Below are 1755 nucleotides of genomic sequence, written 5' to 3'. Positions count from 1 at the left end.
GATGGCGCCTACGAGCTACATGGACGTATTTACCGCGTGTCCTGCACGGCCATGCCCTCCGCCTCCCCCCATGTCAGGAAGGCGCTGCTTCTGCAGTTGCCGTTGCCGTTGCTTTAGGCGGGCCGGCGGGCTGCAAGCCCGCCAGCGAAAAACTCACCCGGCCACGATGTACTGCTGCAGCTGATCCAACTCCCGCCGCTGCGCGTCGATCACCGCCTTCACCAGATCACCGATGGAGATCACCCCCAGCACCGACCCACTTTCCACCACCGGCAGGTGGCGGATGCGGTAGTCGGTCACCAGCTGCAGGCAATGTTCCACCTGCTCACCCGGCGACACCGTCACCACCTTCGCCGTCATGATCTCGGACACCGCCGTATCGCGCGAGGAACGATCGTGCAGCACGATCTTGCGCGCGTAATCGCGCTCGGACAGGATGCCGACCAGTCGCGGCCCGTCCATCACCAGCACCGCGCCGATGCCCTTCTGGGCCATCAGCCGGATCGCATCGATCACCGCCGCGCCGGGCGCGACCGCGTGTACTTCAGGGGACTTGCCGTCCAACAGTTGCCGTACCGACGTCATCTGCCTGCCCTCCCAGGGTGGGTTGCAGGGCCGAGTCTGCCACGGAAGGTGCTAGCCACGCGTCAACCAGGTACAGGGGCCGCTGCTTGGACTCCTCGTACAGGCGGCCCAGATACTCACCGATCAGCCCCAGCGCGATCAGCTGCACGCCGCCCAGGAACAGGATCACCGCCATCATCGTCGGCCAGCCCGCCACGCGGTCGCCGTACAGCGCTGCCTTGATGATCACCCAGACGCCGAACACGAACGCCGCCGCCGCGGTCGCCAGGCCCAGGTAGGTGGCCGCCCGCAGCGGCACGGTCGAGAACCCGGTGATGCCTTCCAGTGCGAAGTTCCACAGGTTCCAGAGGCTGAACTTGCTGTTGCCGGCCAACCGCGCGTGGCGGTGGTAGGGCACGGCCACGCGGCGGAAGCCGACCCAGCTGAAAAGGCCTTTCATGAAGCGATGGCGCTCGCGCATCTCGCGCAACGCACTCAGCGCCCGCGGCGACAGCAGGCGGAAATCACCGGTGTCGGCGGGGATCGGCGTGCGCGACAGGCGGCCGATCACCCGGTAGAACATGGCCGCCGTGGCCCGCTTGCTCCAGCTTTCGCCGTCGCGCACCTTGCGCGTGCCGTAGACGTTGTCATAGCCCTCTTTCCAGTGCGCGACGAAGGTCGGCACCAGTTCCGGCGGATCCTGGCCATCGGCATCGAGGATCATCGCAGCGCCCTCGCGCACCTGGTCCAGGCCGGCGGTCAACGCGGCCTCCTTGCCGAAGTTGCGCGACAGCCGCAGGGCCGAGACACGCGGGTCGGGATGGGCGAGGTGTTCGATCACCGCCCAGGTAGCGTCGGTGCTGCCGTCATCGACATACAGGATGTGGCCGTCGACATCGTCCAGCGCGTCGAGCACCGCGCACAGGCGCGGGTGCAGCTGGGGCAGCGCCAGTTCCTCGTTGTGGGCGGCGATGACGAAGGTCAGGCGTTGGCGGCTCATGCCTGGATTGTACGTCGCTGGCGGGCTTGCAGCCCGCCGGCCCGCTAAAGGCAACGGCCAAATCGAGAGCAACTGCAGCGCCTTCCTGATACGGGGGGAGGCGGAGGGCATGGCCGTGCAGGACACGCGGTAAATACGTCCATGTAGCTCGTAGGCGCCGTCCGTGGCGCCTACGGTCCTGCACGGCCATG

Annotated in this window: 2 protein-coding genes; both read right to left on the bottom strand. The window is 67.2% G+C overall.

The genetic code is table 11. The features are described from left to right. Positions 1–153: 153 nt before the first annotated feature. Positions 154–585, bottom strand: coding sequence for a CBS domain-containing protein (locus tag DCO49_RS19980; protein ID WP_116865463.1), 432 nt, complete (start codon positions 583–585; stop codon positions 154–156). Then, the gene (locus DCO49_RS19975; protein ID WP_116865462.1) at positions 545–1564 is read right to left on the bottom strand and encodes a glycosyltransferase family 2 protein; all 1020 of its coding nucleotides are present in this window, start codon (positions 1562–1564) and stop codon (positions 545–547) included. Before DCO49_RS19975 ends, DCO49_RS19980 begins: the two co-directional genes overlap by 41 nt. Positions 1565–1755 lie beyond the last annotated feature (191 nt).

Origin of the sequence: Stenotrophomonas sp. SPM, assembly GCF_003105135.1 — a bacterium.
Classification (GTDB): domain Bacteria; phylum Pseudomonadota; class Gammaproteobacteria; order Xanthomonadales; family Xanthomonadaceae; genus Stenotrophomonas.
The sequence above is the reverse complement of the archived record's forward strand: the minus strand, read 5'-3'. Positions and strand labels throughout refer to the sequence as shown.

Excerpts from the sequence above, each read along its gene's own strand:
- DCO49_RS19980 (WP_116865463.1), bottom strand. The coding sequence starts at position 585 with ATGACGTCGGTACGGCAACTGTTGGACGGCAAGTCCCCTGAAGTACAC.
- DCO49_RS19975 (WP_116865462.1), bottom strand. The coding sequence starts at position 1,564 with ATGAGCCGCCAACGCCTGACCTTCGTCATCGCCGCCCACAACGAGGAA.